General features: G+C 73.5%; 15 protein-coding genes. 8 read left to right on the top strand and 7 right to left on the bottom strand.

Annotated features, from left to right (window positions below; all coding sequences use genetic code 11):
• Positions 1 to 492, top strand: a 492-nt coding sequence (locus tag OP86_RS23360; RefSeq protein ID WP_342447792.1) for a PTS-dependent dihydroxyacetone kinase phosphotransferase subunit DhaM, incomplete at its 5' end; no start/stop codon positions are given.
• Positions 493 to 529: 37 nt separating this feature from the next.
• Here OP86_RS23360 and OP86_RS23355 read toward each other — a convergent pair.
• The 3 genes from OP86_RS23355 to OP86_RS36850 all read right to left on the bottom strand — a co-directional run bounded on the left by OP86_RS23355 (position 530) and on the right by OP86_RS36850 (position 1,739).
• A complete protein-coding gene (locus OP86_RS23355) occupies positions 530 to 1,018 on the bottom strand; it encodes an NUDIX hydrolase (protein ID WP_030058992.1) in 489 nt (162 codons plus the stop codon).
• Positions 1,019 to 1,028: 10 nt separating this feature from the next.
• On the bottom strand, positions 1,029 to 1,220 hold the full coding sequence (locus OP86_RS23350; RefSeq protein ID WP_030058993.1) for a sugar transferase: 192 nt from the start codon (positions 1,218 to 1,220) through the stop codon (positions 1,029 to 1,031).
• A 321-nt stretch (positions 1,221 to 1,541) separates the two neighbouring features.
• Complete coding sequence (locus OP86_RS36850) at positions 1,542 to 1,739, bottom strand: hypothetical protein (protein ID WP_157849821.1); 198 nt, start codon at positions 1,737 to 1,739, stop codon at positions 1,542 to 1,544.
• A gap of 426 nt (positions 1,740 to 2,165) precedes the next feature.
• Here OP86_RS36850 and OP86_RS23345 point away from each other — a divergent pair, with 426 nt between their 5' ends.
• Positions 2,166 to 3,281 carry a polysaccharide deacetylase family protein gene (locus tag OP86_RS23345; RefSeq protein WP_234435050.1) on the top strand — a complete coding sequence of 372 codons (1,116 nt, stop codon included), beginning with the start codon at positions 2,166 to 2,168 and terminating at the stop codon, positions 3,279 to 3,281.
• A gap of 604 nt (positions 3,282 to 3,885) precedes the next feature.
• On the opposite strand, the gene OP86_RS23340 is transcribed toward OP86_RS23345, so the two are convergent.
• Positions 3,886 to 4,656, bottom strand: coding sequence for a glutamate racemase (locus OP86_RS23340; protein WP_030058998.1), 771 nt, complete (start codon positions 4,654 to 4,656; stop codon positions 3,886 to 3,888).
• 66 nt (positions 4,657 to 4,722) lie between these two features.
• On the opposite strand from OP86_RS23340, the gene OP86_RS23335 reads away from it, so the two are divergent.
• Positions 4,723 to 5,862 (top strand): glycosyltransferase, encoded by a 1,140-nt coding sequence (locus OP86_RS23335; protein WP_030259643.1) that lies wholly within the window; start codon positions 4,723 to 4,725, stop codon positions 5,860 to 5,862.
• Positions 5,863 to 5,939: 77 nt separating this feature from the next.
• Entirely contained in the window at positions 5,940 to 6,701 is a 762-nt protein-coding gene (locus OP86_RS23330) for an SAM-dependent methyltransferase (protein ID WP_030059001.1), read from the top strand.
• Between the two features lie 70 nt (positions 6,702 to 6,771).
• Here the strand turns inward: OP86_RS23330 and OP86_RS23325 are convergent, their stop codons facing one another.
• From OP86_RS23325 to OP86_RS33820, 3 genes are all read right to left on the bottom strand, one after another.
• Complete coding sequence (locus OP86_RS23325) at positions 6,772 to 7,647, bottom strand: alpha/beta fold hydrolase (protein WP_030059003.1); 876 nt, start codon at positions 7,645 to 7,647, stop codon at positions 6,772 to 6,774.
• 92 nt (positions 7,648 to 7,739) lie between these two features.
• The gene (locus OP86_RS23320) at positions 7,740 to 8,417 is read right to left on the bottom strand and encodes a thiol:disulfide interchange protein DsbA/DsbL (RefSeq protein ID WP_030059005.1); all 678 of its coding nucleotides are present in this window, start codon (positions 8,415 to 8,417) and stop codon (positions 7,740 to 7,742) included.
• 107 nt (positions 8,418 to 8,524) lie between these two features.
• Positions 8,525 to 9,733 carry a glycosyltransferase family 4 protein gene (locus OP86_RS33820; protein WP_078589244.1) on the bottom strand — a complete coding sequence of 403 codons (1,209 nt, stop codon included), beginning with the start codon at positions 9,731 to 9,733 and terminating at the stop codon, positions 8,525 to 8,527.
• Between the two features lie 464 nt (positions 9,734 to 10,197).
• Here OP86_RS33820 and mscL point away from each other — a divergent pair, with 464 nt between their 5' ends.
• The 4 genes from mscL (at position 10,198) to OP86_RS23295 (ending at position 15,771) form a co-directional block, all read left to right on the top strand.
• A complete protein-coding gene (gene mscL, locus OP86_RS23310) occupies positions 10,198 to 10,644 on the top strand; it encodes a large conductance mechanosensitive channel protein MscL (RefSeq protein WP_030059009.1) in 447 nt (148 codons plus the stop codon).
• Positions 10,645 to 11,035: 391 nt separating this feature from the next.
• A complete protein-coding gene (locus OP86_RS39245; protein ID WP_051830459.1) occupies positions 11,036 to 11,818 on the top strand; it encodes a DUF6643 family protein in 783 nt (260 codons plus the stop codon).
• A gap of 211 nt (positions 11,819 to 12,029) precedes the next feature.
• Positions 12,030 to 12,905, top strand: coding sequence for an MOSC domain-containing protein (locus OP86_RS23300; RefSeq protein ID WP_030059011.1), 876 nt, complete (start codon positions 12,030 to 12,032; stop codon positions 12,903 to 12,905).
• A 337-nt stretch (positions 12,906 to 13,242) separates the two neighbouring features.
• The gene (locus OP86_RS23295) at positions 13,243 to 15,771 is read left to right on the top strand and encodes a right-handed parallel beta-helix repeat-containing protein (RefSeq protein ID WP_030059013.1); all 2,529 of its coding nucleotides are present in this window, start codon (positions 13,243 to 13,245) and stop codon (positions 15,769 to 15,771) included.
• Positions 15,772 to 15,898 lie beyond the last annotated feature (127 nt).

Below are 15,898 nucleotides of genomic sequence, written 5' to 3'. Positions count from 1 at the left end.
GCTCGTCGGCAGCGTCAGATGTGTATAAGAGACAGCCCCTCGCGCACACCGCTGCCCCGGCCGACCCCCGCCCGGCCCGCCGCGCACGGCCGGGTCGGGATCGTCCTGGTCTCGCACAGCCAGGAACTGGCCACCGCCGTACGCTCCCTGGCGCTCGCATTGACCGGATCCGACTCCCCCTCCCCGGTCGCCGCGACCGGCGGGGACCCGTCGGACGGGCCCGGCATCAGCGCCGTGCTGGTGGCCGCCGCGACCCGCCGGGTGGACGAGGGCCACGGCGTGGTGGTGCTGGCCGACCTCGGCGGCGCCGTCACCACCGTCCGCGCCCTGCTGTCCGACGCCGACGAGCACGGCCTGCCGTTCCCGGTCCGGTTCGCCAACGCCCCCTTCGTCGAGGGCGCGGTGGCGGCCGCCGCCACCGCGACGGCGGGCGGCGACCTGGCGGCGGTGCTGGACGCGGCGGAGGAGGCCTACCGGCAGCACAAGGGCTGACGGAGGCCGGAGGCGTTCCGGTCAGGAGCGGGGCCGGTCAGGGGTGCTCCTTGCCCTCCCAGGTGAAGACGGCCGGGCCCTCGCACTCCATCGCGTGCCGCAGCCGCTCGTGCTCGGTCTCGATCATCGGCGGCAGCTCGTCCAGCGCGAACCAGCCGACCTCCAGCGACTCGTCGTCGTTCACCCGCGCCTCGCCACCGACCGCGCGGCAGCGGAAGGTCAGCACCAGGTACTGCGTCACATCGCCGTTCGGGTAGGTCACCTGCGGCGAGACGGTCACCGAGGCGAGCAGCTCGGGCACGACCACCACGCCGGTCTCCTCCAGGCATTCGCGCACCACGCCGTCGGCGGGCTGCTCACCGGGGTCGAGGATGCCGCCGACCGGCGCCCACCGGCCGTCGTCGACCCGACGGGCGAGCAGCACCCGGTCGTGGTCGTCCAGCACGACGGCGACGACGGCGCTCAACCAGAGCGGACGGTTGCCCACGAGGGAGCGGAGTTCGGCGAGGAAGGGGGGAATGGCCATGCCGCGCAGCCTAGCCGGGTGCCTCCGGGCCGGTCCGGAAGCGCAGGATCCGGAACTCGCGGCCGTGCCGCCCGGTCCGGGTCTGCCGTTCGAGCACCGGGCCGCCGGTGGTGCAGCGCAGCAGGACGGCGATCAGCAGTGCCAGCGGCAGCGCGACGATCGCGGCCAGGGCGGCGACGGAGAGGTCGCCACCGCGTTTCATGAGGCGGACACGGCGATATCCGGTCTACGGCCCATCGCTCCCCCTCCACGGCGCTTGGAGCCGGAAGAACGCATTCACGGTAGAGGCGCGATGAAGCCGCCGCCCCGGAATGGCGAAAGAAGGGCGCTCAAGATTGTCCGACAGGCCGATATTCGGTCGGTCTGACCAATTTCGCTCGATCTGCCGTTTCGAAATGCCGAACGCGATCGACATAAGGTTGCCACTCGCCGCCCGGGGCATCCGGTACGCCCGATGCGCACGATGCGCCAGAGGTCTTCGGGGCGTCTGCGCCCCTCCGGCTCTCCGACGGCCCGCTCCCCGCTAGAGCGCGGCGCGGCGCCGATCGCGGAAGCGGCCGAAGGCGATCCGGCCGAGCAGCAGGACGCCCGCCGCCAGGCAGCCGGCCACCGCCATCGCCCAGGCCGGACCGTCACTGTCAGGGACGATCACGGCGACGACGATGCCCGCAGCCAGGCAGGCCAGGCCCACCGCGGCGAGCGGGAGCTGGTGGGTTACCAAGGCTCCGCCACTGCACGCGCGAGCCATCCGGGAGGCCCCGTGCAAGTGGAAGGGGTCACGGTCCGCATCTGCCATGAGCCCAAGGTACCCCGGGCCGACGCGGGAGGCAGCCCGCAGGGAGTGAGGATTCGGCCACCCTGTGCAATCGGCTGATCGGGGCCGGTCAAGGGTCACTCGAAGACCCCCGGATGCGCATTCCGGCTCCACAATCAGTCCACGAAAAATCCTCGTCCCCCCGGTACAACCATCGCCGTGGTGCAACGGTCTCAATGGCATTGAGTGATCCAGGAGCCGTTCGAGGGACGGGTGTGAATCCCCCACCGAGAACAGGAAAATCCAGGGACGGAGCCGCCGCTCCCTGGAGTCGGAGGCCGGGCTCCGTCCTCCGGCGGTACCGCCACGCCGCTCGGCGAACGAGGGGGAACCGTGCCGCAGTCCCAGTCCGCACCATCGATCTCCACCGCCCGCGCCAGGCCCGTACCCGGCGTGCGCGCCTTGCCGCCGCCCGCCGGGTACGCGGCGTACCGGCATGACGGGAGCCGGTACGACGCAAGTCGACACGACACGAGCCGACACGACACGAGCCGGTACGGCGGGGGCCGTCACCGCCCGTCCGGCGAGGCGGAACAGCAGGACGCTCGGGGCGAATGGCTGCGGTTCGCCCCCGTCCAGCCGCTGTTCCGGGCCCGGGCCGCCCAGCGCCTCGCCGTGCTCGCCTACCACGGGGTGACCGACCACCGGTCGTTCGGCGCCCAGCTCGACCGGCTCCAGCGACTGGCCACCCCGGTCTCGCTCGGCGCCGTCCTCCAGGCCGTGACCGAGCAGCGGCCGCTGCCGCCCCGGAGCGTCCTGGTCACCTTCGACGACGCCGACCGGAGCGTCCTCACCCACGCCCTGCCCGCCCTCGACGCCCGTGGCATTCCGGCCACCGCCTTCGTCATCTCGGAGCTCATCGGCACCGAACGGCCGTTCTGGTGGCACGAGGCCGATTTCCTCGCCCGGCACGGGGGCCGGGCCCGCTCGCTCGACTGCGGACACCCGTCCCAGCTGCTCCGCCGGCTCAAGGCGATGCCCGACCCGGACCGCCGACGCAGCCTGCACGAACTGCGGGTCAGCGCCGACCGCAGGCCGCCCCGCCAGGAGCAGCTCACCCCCGCCGACCTCCTCTCCCTGCGGGACGGAGGCGTCGCCATCGGCAACCACACCCAGGGGCACCCGTGCCTCGGGCGCTGCGACGACGACACCGTCCGCACCGAGATCACCGGCGCTCACGAGGCCCTCACCCGCTGGCTGGGCGAACCCCCGATCGCCTTCGCCTACCCGGACGGCGGCCACGACGCCCGCGCTGAAACCGTCCTGCAGGAACTCGGCTACCGACTCGGCTTCCTCTCCGACCACCGCCTCGGCCCCCGCCTCCCCTGCCACCCCCTCCAGATCAGCCGCCTCCAGGTCGACTCCACGACCACCACCCGCCGCTTCGACACCATCCTCTCCGGCCTCGAACCCGCCTACCGCCGCTGGCGCCGCCAAGCCGTCGCCTGACCCGCACGCGCGGGAAGTCGGCCCGCCCGACTTCCCGCGCGTGCCCCGTGGACACTCGCCCTGCCTCTCCGGCACGAGATCGGCAACGAACAACGACCCCGAAAGCCGATTCCGCCCGAACCCCTTTGAGCACAGGAAGTCGGCTCGACCGACTTCCCGTGCGGAAACCCTCCAACCGCCCAACCCGCCGACACCGCCTCGCCCCGGAGGTGGGGCGCCCGGCGGCAGCAGCACGAGAAGTCGACCTGGCCGACTTCTTACGCCGCAACAGCGGGCACCCCAGGGGGTCTACGCGAGTAGACAGCGCACGGAAAGTCGGCCCGGCCGACTTCTCGTACAGCCCGCTCCTCGCTTCCAACGGCGGGGCAGGCGGCAGGCTCGGCGCACCGACTTCTGCGCGAGAAGTCGATCCGGCCGACTTTCCAAGCGCCGGTCCGGAATGAGCCTCGGGCTCCCCGCACGGCACGGGTCAACGCGGGAAGTCGAGGAGGCCGACTTTCCATGAAGAGTCAGTGGCGGGCCTGCCCCGGAAATCAGGGGTGGCCGGAATTCCGGATGATGATGTCCGGATTCAATGCGGCGGGGCCCGCCGGGGCGTCGGGGATCAGCCGATGAGGGTGGCCAGGGCGTTGCCCTGCGGGTAGAGGGCGGCGGCCAGGGGGAGTTCGGCGGGGGCGCCGGCGTGGAGGACGGTGAGCGTGCCCGTCCCGGTGCGGCTGGGGTCGGCGACGCGGCGCAGGGCCTGGGCGGCGACGGCGTCGGCGGAGCCGTGCAGGGTGAGCGCCGGGGAGGCGGTCGGGGCGACGGCGGCGCGGATGCGGTCGGCGACGAGCTCGTAGTGGGTGCAGCCGAGCACGATGACGTCGGTACCGGCGGGCGTACGGGCCGCGGCATCGGCGATCGTGGCCGTGATGGCGTCGTCGTCGCCGTGCTCGATGGCGTCCGCGAGGCCCGGGCAGGCGACCTCGGTGACGTCCGCCGTCCCGCCGAAGTCGCGGATCAGCCCGCGCTGGTAGGCGCTTCCGGTGGTGGCCGGGGTCGCCCAGATGGCGACCCGGCCGCCCTGTGCGGCGGCGGGCTTGATGGCCGGGACGGTGCCGATGACCGGCAGCCCGGGCTCCAGCTCGCTGCGGAGGGCGGCGAGCGCGTGGACGGAGGCCGTGTTGCAGGCGACCACCAGCACGTCGGGTTCGAGCGCGGCGGCGGCCCGGCAGCAGCCGAGGGCCAGCTCGGTGACCTCTTCGGGGGTACGCGGCCCCCACGGCATGGAGGCCGGGTCGGAGGAGAGCACCAGGTCGGCGTCCGGGCGCAGCTTCCGAAGGGCGGCGGCGGCGGCCAGCAGGCCGATTCCGGAGTCCATCAGTGCGATCTTCACGGCTCAAGACTTTAGTCGATCCGCCCGTCCGGCCCGGTTCTGCGGCAGACTGCCGGGGTGACCGTCCTGCTGTGGATCGCCGCGTTCTCCCTGCTGGTGTGGCTCTGGCTGGCGTGCTGCCACGGCTTGTTCTGGCGCACCGACGTCCGGCTGCCGCCGCGTCGCCCGCCGGTCCGCTGGCCGCAGGCCGCGATCGTGGTGCCGGCCCGGGACGAGGCGGCGGTGCTGCCGGTGAGCCTGCCGACGCTGCTGGGGCAGAAGTACCCGGGCCGGGCGCGGGTGATCCTGGTGGACGACCACAGCTCGGACGGCACCGGTGCGCTGGCGGCGGAGCTGCGGGCGATGGACGGGCTGGAGCTGACCGTGACCAGTCCTCCCCCGCTGCCGCCCGGCTGGACGGGCAAGCTGTGGGCGCTGCGGCACGGGGTGGAGCTGGCCGGTCCGGACGTGGAGTACCTGCTGCTGACGGACGCGGACATCGCGCACGGCCCGGACTCGCTCGCCGAGCTGGTGGCCGCGGCCGAGGCCAACGGCCTGGACCTGGTGTCGCAGATGGCCCGGCTGCGGGTGGCCACCGGCTGGGAGCGGCTGATCGTGCCGGCTTTCGTGTACTTCTTCGCCCAGCTGTACCCGTTCCGCTGGAGCAACCGCCCTGGTGCCCGGACGGCGGCCGCGGCGGGCGGCTGCTCGCTGGTGCGGCGCGAGGCACTGGAGCGGGCGGGCGGGGTGGCGGCGATCCGGGGCGCGGTGATCGACGACGTGTCGCTGGCCCGGGCGGTGAAGTCCATCGGCGGGCGGACCTGGCTGGGCCTGGCCGACGACGTGGACAGCGTCCGCCCGTACGCGCGGCTGGACCAGTTGTGGCGGATGGTGTCGCGCAGCGCGTACGCCCAGCTCAGGCACTCGCCGCTGCTGCTGCTCGGGACGGTGCTGGGGCTGGCGCTGGTGTACCTGGTGCCGCCGGTGGCGACGGTCGCCGGGCTGGTGGCAGGGGCGCCCGCGGTGGCGGCGGCGGGCGCGGCGGCGTGGGCGCTGATGGCGGGCACGTACCTGCCGATGGTCCGGTACTACGGGCAGCCGGCTCCGGCTGTGCTGCTGCTGCCGTTCACGGCGGGGATGTACCTGCTGATGACGGTCGACTCGGCGGTGCAGCACTGGCATGGCCGGGGCGCGGCGTGGAAGGGCCGGACCTACTCGCGGGCGTGACGCCGGCAAGCCGCCCGGCGCCCCGCGAACCCGGGAATTCCCCGGCGCGGCGGGCCGGTCCGATCCATACTGCTCGGATGGACCGTCAGCAGATCTCCCGCCTCGCCCATGCCCACCACCCGGTCGCGGCCCCGCTGGCGGACGACTCGGTGGCCCGCCTGCTGGGCCGCGCGACGGCCCGGGCGGAGGAGGGCCGGGCGGAGGAGGGCCGGGCGCTGGACCTCGGCTGCGGCGAGGGCGCCTGGCTGCTCCGGGTGCTGGCCGCGCAGCCGCGCTGGCAGGCGGTCGGAGTGGATCTGGACGCCGCGGCGCTGACCCGGGCCCGGGAGACCGCGACGGCGCTCGGGGTAGAGCGCCGGATCGGCCTGCACCACCTGGACGCACGGGAGTTCACCGCGAAGGAGCCGTTCGGCCTGGTGCTGTGCGTCGGTTCCACCCACGCCTTCGGCGGGCTGGTGCCGACGCTCGCCGCGGCCCGCGAACTCCTCGCCCCGGGCGGCCGGTTGCTGGTCGGCGAGGGCTTCTGGCAGCGCGAGCCCTCCCGGGCGGCGCTGGACGGGCTGGGCGCCACCCGGGACGAGCTGGCGGATCTGGCGGAGACCACCGACCGGGTCGTCGCGGACGGCTGGACACCGGTCCTCGGGCACGTCAGCACGGAACAGGAGTGGGACGACTACGAGTTCTCCTGGACGGGCTCGCTGGCCGAGTGGGCGCTGGACCACCCGGGCCACCCGGACGCGGCGGCCGCCCGGGAGGCCGCGGACCGGCACCGCACGGAGTGGCTGCACGGCTACCGGGGGACGCTCGGCTTCGTCACGTACCTGCTGCGCCGCGACTGAACGCCGCTGAATTCCGCTGGGGCGGAAGGTCGTTGAACTCTGACACCCTCGAACGCCGTTGGAGAGCCGACTACTTCTGCGTACGTGCGAGGAAGTCGTCGATCAGCGGCGCGATTTCGGGGAGCTTCTCCTCCAGCGCGAAGTGCCCGGTGTCGAACACGTGCAGCTCGGCCTCGGGCAGGTCGCGCAGGTAGGCGCGGGCGCCGGCCTCGGTGAAGAACGGGTCGTTCCGTCCCCAGAGGACCAGCGTGGGCGGCTGGTCGGCGCGCAGCCAGGCCTGCCAGGCGGGGTAGAGCTCGACGTTGGAGAAGTAGTCGAGGGCGAGTTCGACCTGGATGTCCTTGCGGCCGGGCAGGTCGAGGAAGTGCTGGTCGAGCGTCCAGCCGTCGGGGGCGACCAGGCTCGGGTCGCCGGTGCCGCCCTCGTACTGGCTGCGGGTGACGTCCAGGGTGAGGATTGAGCGGGCGGCCTCCTCCGCGCCCGGGACACCGCGCCGGTTGGCGATGAACTCCCTTGCCTGGTCGGAGAGTCCCTCCTCGTAGGCGTTGCCGTTCTGGACCACCAGGCCGGTGATCCACTCCGGGTGGCGGGTGGCCAGTCGCAGGCCGACGGGGGCGCCGAAGTCGAAGACGTAGAGCGCGAAGCGGTCGAGGCCGAGGGTGAGGCAGAAGCCCTCGATCACGTCGGCGAGGGTGTCGAAGCGGTACGTGAAGCCGTCGGGTGCGGGGCTGTCGCTGCGGCCGAAGCCCGGGTAGTCGGGGGCTATCAGGCGGTAGCGGGTGCCGAGCGCGTCGAGCAACCGGGCGTACTGGTGCGAGGCGGAGGGGAAGCCGTGCAGCAGCAGGAGGACGGGGGCGTCGGCCGGGCCGGTCTCGCGGTAGAAGATGCGCAGACCGTTGACGTCGGCGTAGCGGTGGTGGACGTGTGGGATCGTCAGCTCGCTCATGCTAACCATTAAACAGCATTGAACTGGTTAGGCAAGGCCGGGTGGAGCATGCCCGTGAGTGAGCTGACCCATCGTCATCGTGGCGGTGTGGTTCAGTCCTTCTTCAGCTGCTCCTGCTGCACCAGGTAGTCGAGCACCTCCGGCATCGCCTCGACACCGCCCGCCTTGGTCGGCGAAGTCCGGTACTCGCCCTGGACGATGACCGTCGGCAGCTCGTTGATGCCGTAGCGGACGAACGCGGCGGCGGCGTCGTCGACGGACTGACGCACCTCGGCGGAACGGTAGGCCCGGCCGAAGAGCTGGGCGTCGACGCCGTGGCGGGCGGCCCAATCGGTGGCGGCGGCCTCGGTGGTGAGGTCGAGCTTGTCGGTGTGGACGGCACGGAAGACGCTGGTCTGCAGGCGGTCGAACAGGCCGAGGCGCTCCAGCGTGTAGTACATCCGCGCGTGGCCGCGCTGCGCGGTCGCGTCCGGGCTGCCCGGCCAGATCGCCGGGACGCGGCGCAGCACCACGTCGGCGCGGTGCTTCTCGGCCCAGCCCTGCAAAGGCTGTTCGAGCGCCTGGGAGTGGCTGCAGTCGTACCAGAAGAACTCGATCGCCTCGGTCCGGGTGCTCTCGCGCACCGGTTGCGGATGATCGAGCTTGACGAACTTGGCGCCCTCGAACGGAGGTTGGTGGCTGGTCAGCGCGCCGGCCTGGACGGGGGACGCGGCGATCCCGACGGCGACGGCGAGCAGGACGGTGGACCGCAGCAGCGACTTCGAGTTCACACCGGGAAGTGTGCTGGCGGCGGTTCGTTACCGGCGAGTCGGTGGGCGGCGGCGGGCCCGGATTCGCCCGAACGGCGCAGCAGGGCCTCCGCGGTTGACGCCCGCCGTCAGCCGGTCGACCCGTCGGCCGGCCAGCCCGTCGGCGATGGACCTGCCGGACCTGCCGGACCTGCCGTCCACACCTGGGCCACCAGGCTCTGCCAGGCGTCCACCACCGCGCCCAGTTCGAAGTGCTCCAGCGCATGCGCCCGGGCCGCGGCGCCGAGGCCGGCACGGTTGACCCCCAGCACCTTGCCCAGGGCCTCGGCGAGGGCCAGCGGGTCCCCCGGGGCGACGAGCGCGCCGGTGGCGCCGTCCCGGACCACCTCACGCACCCAGCCGACGTCGGTGGCGACGGCCGGCACCCCGGCCAGGGCCGCCTCGATCAGTGCACCGGGCACACCCTCGCTGTCGCTGGTGAGCAGCAGCGCGTCGGCGGCGCGGTAGAGCGGGGCCGGGTCCGGCAGGGGGCCGAGGAAGTGGGCGCGGGCGGCCGCCGGGTGGCGGGCCAGCGTCTCGCGCAGCGGGCCGTCCCCGGCGACGGCGAGCCGGACGTCAGGTAGGCGGTCGAGTACGTCCAGGGCGAGGTCGAGCCGCTTCTCGGGCGCTATCGCACCGATCCAGGCGACCAGCAGGACGTCCGCCGGCAGGCCCAGCTCGTGCCGGGCGGCGCGCCGGTCGTCCCGGCCGTCGGCGGGCGGATAGCTCTCCGCGGCACGGGAGTTGGGGATCACGTGCACCTTGCCGTCGGGCAGCCCGAACTGCTCCTGGAGGACGGCCCGCGCCTCCTCGGTGAGCGTGGTGACGGCGGCGGCGCGGTGCATCAGCGCACCACCGCGCACCCGTCGCACCCGGCTGGCGGTCCAGTAGCGGGGGTGGCCGACGGAGACGTAGACGAAGGGGGTGCGGGTACCGGCCAGGGCGAGGGCGCAGGCGGCCAGGGTGTCGGAGCCGTGGGCGAGCACCACGTCGGCGGCGCGCGCGGCGGAGCGCAGTGACCGCAGGGTGCTCGGGCGCAGGCGGCCGGGGCCGAGGACGGCGGCGGTGCGCAGCAGAGCGGGGGCATCGGAACAGTCGCCCGGCTCGGCCACCGCGGTACCGGCGTGGACGGCCGGGTGCGGGGCGAGCGCGCACAGCGCGGAGGACTGGCCCCGGCGGCCCAGTTCCCGGTGGAGGTCACGGGCGAAGTTCTGGGCGCCACCACGGCGTGAATCACTGATCAGGTGCAGGACTCGCGGACGGGTTCCGGCCGGATCGGCCGACATATGGTCGGACATGGACCGACCTTGGCACAGCGCTCCGCCCGGTACAGCCCCTTCGCGCAACCTGGTGGTGGCCCGTCCGCCCGCGCCCGTACATCCGATGTGCGCCAGAGACCCGCCGTCGTGCGCCGGCTGCGACCGCCGTGCGCCCCGTCTCACCCCCCCGTCGCGCCGCACCACCTCCGCTACGCCTCCGCATCGGCCCTCACGGCGGCCTCGCGGCGGCCCTGTTCCAGCCGGCGTCGGCCGGGTCAAGTCCGATAACGCCTGGGCGAGTTGCGCGGAGCCGTGGCCGCCGATAGGCCGGTACGCGGAGCGCCCGCGCACCGCCCGGCCCGGCACCGGGAGGCCCCGAGGCGGTTACGCGGTTCGGGTGAACGCGGTTGGACCTCGGCCCGGACTGCTCGGCAGGATGTCCGGCCGGGGCGCCGCAGGGCTGCCTCATCTCCCCCTTCCCCGTACGGATTTGGAGTCGCCCGGTGTTCAAGGGATTCCGCAGCTTCCTGCTGCGCGGCAACGTGGTGGACCTCGCGGTCGGCATCGTGATCGGCGCGGCCTTCACCGCCGTCGTCACCGGGTTCGTCAGCGCCTTCCTCACCCCGCTGGTCGGGGTCGCATCCGGCGCCGTCGGCGACTTCACCCAGAAGACCTTCGAGGTGGCCGGCACCCGGTTCCCGTACGGGCTCTTCGTCAACGCGGTGATCGGCTTCGTCCTGACCGCCGCGGTGATCTACTTCGCCGTCGTGCTGCCGGTCGGCAAGCTGCAGTCGCGCTTCGAATCGGCCAAGCCCGCGCCGGTCGCGAAGGTGGACTGCCCGGAGTGCCTGAGCTCGATCCCGGCCGCCGCGACCCGCTGCTCCTTCTGCACCTCGGAGGTCGTCAAGCCGGGCCTGCCCGCCCAGGCCCAGGCGTTGCAGTCGCACTGAGCACTGAGCCCTGAGCACTGGAGCACTGGAGCACTGGAGCACTGACGACGAGCTGATCACGCGCTGACGGGACTTTTATTCCCGAAACATTCACGAGCCCTCGCCGCACCCTCGGCGGGGGCTCGAATGCGCCGGCGCACGCCCTGTCCGCAAAAGTTTCTCCACCAGGCCCGCAACCATCCACCGGCTGGTCACCGCAAGGCCTTCCGGCCGCGCCGTCCGGCCGCTGTTCGATCACCGACGGGGCGCCAAGGTTGTCCGGAACAGGACGTTGATATGTCCGTTCTTCCTACTTTCGAAACCTTTGTGCGAGCGAAGACTGTGTAAACACTCGAACTGCTCCCCCTCCCGCTCTCCTCAGCAGGCGCATTGTGGGCTTACCGTATGCCCCATGACCTCGCCCCGCTCCTACGACGGAGTCGGCTACCCCTCTCCGTCCTTCTCCTCCGGCACGCCGATTTACGACAGCCTCGTGGCTGAGCGCGGTGTCCCCCAGATCGCGCCGATCAACGTGCCGGCCGCCCTGCCGCCGGCACTGTCGTCCGGCTACGGATCAAATCTCGCCCCCTCCTACGAGAACCGGTACGGCAACGGGTACGAGAGCGCCGGCAGCAACCTCCCCGCGCTGCCGCCCGCCCGCCTCGCCCTGGGCCCCGGCCCGAGCAGCGGCCCCTCCGCCGGCCCCGCCACGGCGTACATCCCGGCGCAGCCCGCCCCGGCGTACGCCGCCCCCCAGCCGACGGTCCCCGGCTACGGCGCCCCCCAGCCGTACCAGCGACCGCAGCCCGGCGCCCCGACCTTCACCCAGACCGCCAGCGGCGGCTACCAGCCGAGCGGCGGCCAGAGCTTCGGCGGCCAGAACACCTTCATCGGCGGCCAGGCCGGCCAGCAGAACTTCGGCGCGCAGCCGGCCGGCGGCCCGGCCGGATTCGGCCAGGGCCAGCCCGGCGGACCGCAGGGCTTCGGCGCCCCGCAGTCCTTCGGCGGTCCGAACGCGGGCGGCCCCGGCTTCCAGGGCCAGGGCGGCGACCAGTCCTTCGGCGGCGCCCAGCTGCGCCCGGCCATGGCGCCGGTCGCACCGGTCCGCCCGATGCAGCCGCAGCGCCCGGGCCCGTACGGCGAGCCCGGACAGTTCCAGAACGGCGGCTACCAGCCCCAGGGCCAGGGCTACTGAACCACCGGCTCCCCGAGGCCGTCCCCCACCCGGCCCACACCCGCACCACCTGAGCACCACCCGGCGCCCCCTGAACGCCGGGCGAACGGAGAAACGGGTCATCCACGGACCGCCCGGAACGCCCCCCACGGCGTCCCGGGCGGTCCGTGCGCGTACGGGGGCAGTGCGGGGGCGGTGCGAGCCCCCGGAACCCGGCTGGCAGGATGGGGGAATGCAGCTCACCGGACTCCACGTCTACCCCGTCAAGTCCATGTACCGCCTGAGCCCGGACACCGCCGAGGTCCAACCCTGGGGCCTGGCCGGAGACCGCCGCTGGATGCTCGCCGACCCGACCGGACGCTTCGTCAGCCAGCGCGAGAACACCGCCCTCGGACAGATCCGGCCCGAGCTCCTGCCCGACGGATCGCTCGCACTGACCGCCCCCGACGGATCCCGGATCGAGATCCCCGCCCCCGCCGTCGCGGCGGGCGCCCCACTCGTCGAGGTCGAGGTCTGGGGCGACCACTTCCACGCCGCCGAAGCCGCCAAGGACGCGCACGAGTGGATCACCGAACACCTCGGCGACTACCGCCTGGTGCACCTGGACGACCCGCGCGCCCGGCCCGTCGAGCCCGGCTACGGCAAGCCCGGCGACACCGTCTCGATGGCCGACGGCTTCCCGCTGCTGCTCACCACCACCGCCTCGCTCGACCGGCTCAACGAGCTGATCGCCGCCGAGCACCCGGAGGATCACGAGACCCTGCCCATGGAGCGCTTCCGCCCCAACGTGGTGGTCGCCGGCGCCGCACCCTGGGCCGAGGACGGCTGGCGCCGGATCCGGATCGGCGGGCTGACCTTCAAGGTGGTCAAGCCCTGCGGCCGCTGCGTCATCACCACCACCGACCAGGAGACCGGAGAGCGGCGCGGCAAGGAGCCGCTGCGCACCCTGGCCCGGCACCACCGGCTGCTGCGCAAGGCCGCGTTCGGGCAGAACCTGATCCCCGAGCGGCCGGCCGGCGTCGAGGGCGAGGTGCTCGGCACGCTGCACCTGGGCGACGAGGTCGAGGTGCTGGAGGACGGGGCGCACTGGCCGGCCGACGGGCGCTGAGCGCGTGCTGTGCGCCGAAGGGCGCTGGGCGCGTGCCGGATGCCGAAGGGCGCACGCCGCGAGCCGGGTGCAACACGGCAGGGTCCGGCGTGCGTCCTCGGCTCCCGCCCGAAGGCCGGTCCCGAGCCCGCCGTCCCCGGACGGAACCACCGCTGTGCGTGCTCGTTGAAACAAGTGGTCGGAACGTGTGGCCGCGGTGAGCGCTACCGGTGTCCGCGCGACGGAGGGCGGCCGGACCACCCACGTGGGCGCGCTACGGTGGGCGGACGGCCCGCGCACCCCCGCGCATTCGGCCCGTTGATCGCCGGCTCGACGAAGGTGGGGACGACAGACCGTCATGGCTGAGCACAGGGTCCGGGTCACCCAGGACAGCGCATCCCGCTGGCGTCGCCGCGCAGGCGACTACGACACGCTCGCCGAGGCCCTGGCGGCCGCCGAACCGGGCGACACCGTGACCGTCCGGCCCGGCACCTTCCGGGAGAACCTGCTGCTGGACAAGCCGGTGACGATCGTCGCGGCCCACGGCCCGGGCACCGTACGAATCGAGCCACCGTCCGGGGTGGCGATCACCGTCACCGCCGCCGCGACCGTCCGCGACCTGGTCGTGGAGGGCGGCGACACCTCCTCCCCGGCCGTCCTGGTCACCGGCGCACAGGCCACGCCGGCGCTCAGCGGCTGCCGGATCGAGACCCACTCGGCCACCGGGATCGAGGTCACCGCCGGCGCCCGACCGACCCTGCGCGGCTGCGTGGTCGCCAACCCGGGCGGGCTCGGGCTGCGGCTGCGCGGCGAGGGCACCGCCGCCGCCTTCGAGGACTGCGAGGTCGCCGCCGCCGGACAGGCCGGGCTCGCCGTCCTCGGCGGCGCCACCGCCGCACTGGACCGCTGCCGCATCCACCACGCCTCCGGCGCCGGCGTGCTGCTCTCCGACCCCGGCAGCGCGGCCGAGTTGACCGACTGCGAGATCTACGAGATCCGCGGCAGCGGCGTGCAGGCCGAGTCACAGGCGGGCGGGCGGCTGGTCGACTGCGAGATCCACCGGGTCACCGGCAACGGCCTGACCCTGGACGGCGCGGCCGAACTGGTACTCACCGGCTGCCGGGTGCACGACCTGCCGGAGAACGGCGCCGACCTGCGCGGGCGCGCCCGGCTCAGCCTCGCGCACACCACCGTCCGGGACTTCGGGCGCGGGGCCCTGTCGGTCTGGGACCAGGGCACCGAGGCCGTCGCGGAGGCCTGCCAGATCCACGGCTCCACCGGCGAGTACCCGGCGCTGTGGGTCAGCGACGGCGCCCGGCTCACCCTCACCGACTGCTCGCTGCACGACCTGCCGGACGCCCTGTTCGTCCTCGACCGGGACTCCGCCGCCACCGCCGAAGGCTGCTCGTTCAGCCGGATCCGCAGCTCGGCGGTCTCGGTCAGCGGCGGGGCCACCGTCTCGCTGGCCTCCTGCCGGGTGCAGGAGGCCGGGACGGGACTCTGGTTCCGCGACCACGGCAGCGGCGGGCAGCTCACCGACTGCGAGATCTCCGACGTCGCGACCGGGGTGATCGTCACCAAGGGCGCCGATCCGGTGCTGCGCGACTGCACCGTCCGGGCCAGTACGGACGCCGGGGTGTACGTCTCGGCGCAGGGGCGGGGCACCTTCGAGGACTGCCGGGTCTCGCACGGCAAAGGCTTCGGCTTCCACATCATCGACGGCTGCCGGACGCAGCTCACCCGGTGCCGGGCGGAGCAGAACGAACGGGCCGGGTTCGAGTTCTCCGAGCCGGGGCCGATCGCGGAGGGGTGCACCTCGGACGACGTGGGGGCGCCGCCGCTGTCGGCCGTTCCGGGCGGCGGGGCGGGGCCGGGCGGTGGGGCGGGGCGCGGGTCCGGGCTGGGCCCGGGGCTTGGTTCTGGACTTGGTTCGGGGCTGGGTTCGGGGCCGGGGACTTCGTACGGCGCTGCGGACCTTCCGGCACCCCGGGCCTCCCAACTGACCGCCGCGGCAAAGGCGTTGACACCCTCCGCGGTAGCCTCGGCGGCGATCGCGCCGATCCCGGACTGCCGGCCCGCCGATGAGGCGCTCGCCGAGCTGGACTCGCTGGTCGGGCTGGCCACGGTGAAGCAGGAGGTGCGCACCCTGATCGACCTGATCTCGGTCGGCCGGCGCCGCCGCCAGGCCGGGCTCAAGGCACCCTCGCTGCGCCGCCACCTGGTCTTCACCGGCGCCCCCGGTACCGGCAAGACCACCGTCGCCCGGCTCTACGGCGAGATCCTCGCCTCGCTCGGGGTGCTCCAGCGCGGCCACCTGGTCGAGGTGGCCCGGGTCGACCTGGTCGGCGAGCACATCGGCTCGACCGCGATCCGCACCGCGGCCGCCTTCGACCGGGCCCGCGGCGGGGTGCTCTTCATCGACGAGGCGTACGCGCTCGCCCCGGAGGACGGCGCTCGGGACTTCGGACGCGAGGCGATCGACACCCTGGTCAAGCTGATGGAGGACCACCGGGACGAAGTGGTCGTCATCGTGGCCGGCTACACCGCCGAGATGGAGCGCTTCCTCTCCGCCAACCCCGGTGTCTCCTCCCGTTTCTCACGCACCATCAGCTTCCCCGACTACACGGCGGACGAGCTGCTGGAGATCGCCCGGGCCCAGTGCGCGGAGCACGAGTACGCGCTCTCGGAGGAAGCCGAGCGGGCGCTGCTCGAACACTTCGGAGGCCTGGAGCGCGGCCCCAACTTCGGCAACGGGCGCACCGCCCGACAGGTCTTCGAGAGCATGGTCGAGCGGCACGCCGTACGGGTCGCCCACCTCGCCGACCCGTCCACCGAGGAACTCCAGCTGCTCGTCCCGACCGACCTGCCGACGGTGCCGCTGCCGTAGCACCCTTGTGGGGGGCGGTTGCCGTAGGGCGGTTTCCGGGGAACTCGGCGGTCGCGCCCGGCCGTTGAGGCGGGCGTGAGCGTACTTCTGACGGCTGACGGCTGACGGCGAACAGATAACAGCTGAC

The organism is Streptomyces novaecaesareae, from assembly GCF_000716875.1.
In the GTDB taxonomy this organism is placed as follows: domain Bacteria; phylum Actinomycetota; class Actinomycetes; order Streptomycetales; family Streptomycetaceae; genus Kitasatospora; species Kitasatospora novaecaesareae.
Note: the sequence above shows the minus strand (reverse complement) of the source record. Positions and strands in the feature narration are given on the sequence as shown.

Bases quoted from the DNA above. Each gene is read 5' to 3' on its own strand.
- OP86_RS23330 (WP_030059001.1), top strand. From the start codon at position 5,940: ATGGACCGTCAGCAGATCTCCCGCCTCGCCCATGCCCACCACCCGGTC.
- OP86_RS39245 (WP_051830459.1), top strand. From the start codon at position 11,036: ATGACCTCGCCCCGCTCCTACGACGGAGTCGGCTACCCCTCTCCGTCC.
- OP86_RS23300 (WP_030059011.1), top strand. From the start codon at position 12,030: ATGCAGCTCACCGGACTCCACGTCTACCCCGTCAAGTCCATGTACCGC.
- OP86_RS23350 (WP_030058993.1), bottom strand. From the start codon at position 1,220: ATGAAACGCGGTGGCGACCTCTCCGTCGCCGCCCTGGCCGCGATCGTC.
- OP86_RS33820 (WP_078589244.1), bottom strand. From the start codon at position 9,733: ATGTCCGACCATATGTCGGCCGATCCGGCCGGAACCCGTCCGCGAGTC.
- OP86_RS23325 (WP_030059003.1), bottom strand. From the start codon at position 7,647: ATGAGCGAGCTGACGATCCCACACGTCCACCACCGCTACGCCGACGTC.
- OP86_RS23295 (WP_030059013.1), top strand. From the start codon at position 13,243: ATGGCTGAGCACAGGGTCCGGGTCACCCAGGACAGCGCATCCCGCTGG.
- OP86_RS23355 (WP_030058992.1), bottom strand. From the start codon at position 1,018: ATGGCCATTCCCCCCTTCCTCGCCGAACTCCGCTCCCTCGTGGGCAAC.